The organism is Mycobacterium sp. E2238 (genome assembly GCF_001672665.1).
Taxonomy (GTDB): domain Bacteria; phylum Actinomycetota; class Actinomycetes; order Mycobacteriales; family Mycobacteriaceae; genus Mycobacterium.
Genome location: NZ_LZKF01000187.1, coordinates 1 through 2,228, shown reverse-complemented (window position 1 = coordinate 2,228; position 2,228 = coordinate 1). Strand labels below are relative to the sequence as shown.

Sequence of the window (2,228 nt, the reverse complement as noted above, 5' to 3'; positions counted from 1 at the left end):
GATCCTCGCCCCCGAGTGCGCCGCTCGGGCCCGCGAGATCTCTGCCCAGATGACCAAGCCCGCTGACAGCGTGGGGCGCGCCGTCGATCTGCTGGAGAGCTTCACCCGCTCGGGACGCTGTGATCGCGCCACCGGAGTGAAGCGTAGTCCTTGAGATCGCGATGGCCCGAGGTGCAAGTTGGCAATTCGGACCAAGTTAGTGGATAGACTGCGAAACGCATTGAGGGCGTCGACGGACGTCTAGGCTCATGACCGGGAGTACTGGCATGCGGATTAAGGGGCAGCTTTGGCCGTGACTGACCACGACACGCGGTTTGCGTACCTGGACTTGCTCCGACGCGATTTGACCCGGTACGGCAATGACGAGTTGGTGCCCGTGGGCTGGTACCGCTTGGGGCGCCCTTTGTTCAGCACCCGCAATCTAATGCTCGTCCGCAAGCGCCCGTTCAATAAGCACGCGCGAGACCTGGGGCTGGATTGGCCGGCGGATGCCTTGACGATGATCGGTATGCAGCGGCTGACCAGCCTGCAGCATTGCGTGGAGACGGTGCTGGAAGAGGACATCCCCGGCGACCTGGTCGAGTGTGGCGTGTGGCGCGGCGGGGCGTCGATCTTGATGCGCGCGGTGCTGGCCGCACACGGGGACGAGAAGCGCTGCGTGTGGCTGTGCGACTCCTTCGCCGGCGTACCGCCGCCGGACGTCGCAAACTACAAGCAGGACAAAGGGATCACGCTGCACCGTCACGCGCGCATCCTCGGGGTGCCCGAATCCGAGGTGCGGGCTAATTTCGAGCGTTACGGGTTGCTCGACGATCAGGTACGGTTCGTTCCCGGCTGGTTCAAGGACACGCTGCAGGATGCGCCGATCGATCGCATCTCCGTGCTGCGCCTGGACGGCGATCTGTACGAGTCGACGATCCAGGCGCTCGATGCGCTTTATCCGCGGCTGTCGCCGGGTGGCTTCTGCATCGTCGACGACTACCACGCGATCAAGGCGTGCGAACAAGCCGTAACGGACTATCGGGCGAAGCACGGCGTGACCGCGGAGATCGTCGAGATCGACGGCACCGGCGTGCTGTGGCGCAAGTAGACGGTATTCGACAGGGCAATGCCGGCGCCTGAGCGGGTTGGCGAAATTCGGTGGCTACCAAAAGTTTTGCCGTTCGGGCGGGTGAACCGTTGAACCCGTCGTATTTGGCACGGGCTAGACGTCCGCCAATGCTATGGTTGCCGCCGTGGCAACAGGGCTGACAACCGGAACCCGCCTGCGGATGTGGTGGGTACGCACCGAGTACTGGCTCGCGCGGACCATCCTTCCCGACGTCTACGCCAACGACGCGCTGGTCACGTTCAATAACTTTCACGCGTTCCTGGACGATCCGGAGTTCCAGCGCGCCTATCGGCGCGGCGCCCGCTCCCTGGGCAAAGAGGATTGGTACCAGTGGCAGTGGCGCGTGCACGTGGGGCTGTGGGCGGCGGCCAGCGCCAGCAAGCTTGACGGCGACTTCGTCGAATGCGGCGTGAGCTACGGGTTCTTGAGCAGCGCCATCATGGAATACCTGGACTGGGACCGGCTGGGGAAGACCTTCTACTTGCTCGACACGTTCGCCGGACTCGACCCGCGCTTCGTCACCGAGAACGAACGCCGGGCCGGGGCACTGGAGATCAGCGAAGATCACCTGCGCAACGGGATGTATGCCAGTGGAGTCGAAAGCGTTCGCGCGAATTTCGCGGAGTGGCATAACCAGCGCATCATCGTGGGCGCGGTCCCGGAGACGCTCGACGAGGTCGACGCGACCGCCATCGCTTACCTGCACATCGACATGAACTGCGCCCCACCGGAAGTCGCCGCACTTCGCTATTTCTGGCCACGGCTCATACCCGGTGCCTTCGTGCTCCTGGATGACTACGCGAACCGGGGGCGCGACGAGCAGCGCGCCGCCATGGATGCGGTGGCAAATGAACTGGGTGTGAAGATCTGCGCGTTGCCCACGGGACAGGGCCTGCTGATCAAGCCGGCGAGTTAAGCAAGCGCTTCAGCCGGAAGCCTTCTCACGGGCGGCCTTTTCGAGCAGATCCGCAGCCTTGGCGACGCTTTCGGCGGGGGTTGTCATCCGAGTGGCGAGGTCGCGGGCTCGGGTGGCATATTCCGGGGCGAGGATCTCGCGAAGATCCGAGACAAGCGATTTCTCGGTGGTCTCCGAGAAGCGTCGGGCGGTTCCCACCTT

At 64.0% G+C, this 2,228-nt stretch carries 2 protein-coding genes and 1 pseudogene; 2 read left to right on the top strand and 1 reads right to left on the bottom strand.

Annotated elements, in window-relative coordinates; all coding sequences use genetic code 11:
* The first annotated feature begins 286 nt into the window (after positions 1-286).
* Together A5711_RS16915 and A5711_RS16910 are read left to right on the top strand one after the other, a co-directional pair.
* Positions 287-1,090: a TylF/MycF/NovP-related O-methyltransferase gene (locus A5711_RS16915; RefSeq protein ID WP_067948468.1), complete on the top strand. Its 804-nt coding sequence runs from the start codon at positions 287-289 to the stop codon at positions 1,088-1,090.
* A 133-nt stretch (positions 1,091-1,223) separates the two neighbouring features.
* On the top strand, positions 1,224-2,027 hold the full coding sequence (locus A5711_RS16910) for a TylF/MycF/NovP-related O-methyltransferase (RefSeq protein WP_067948466.1): 804 nt from the start codon (positions 1,224-1,226) through the stop codon (positions 2,025-2,027).
* Positions 2,028-2,036: 9 nt separating this feature from the next.
* Here the strand turns inward: A5711_RS16910 and A5711_RS27300 are convergent.
* Positions 2,037-2,228 (bottom strand): annotated as a pseudogene (locus tag A5711_RS27300) (hypothetical protein); the annotation flags it as partial.

Bases quoted from the DNA above. Each gene is read 5' to 3' on its own strand.
- A5711_RS16910 (WP_067948466.1), top strand. From the start codon at position 1,224: ATGGTTGCCGCCGTGGCAACAGGGCTGACAACCGGAACCCGCCTGCGG.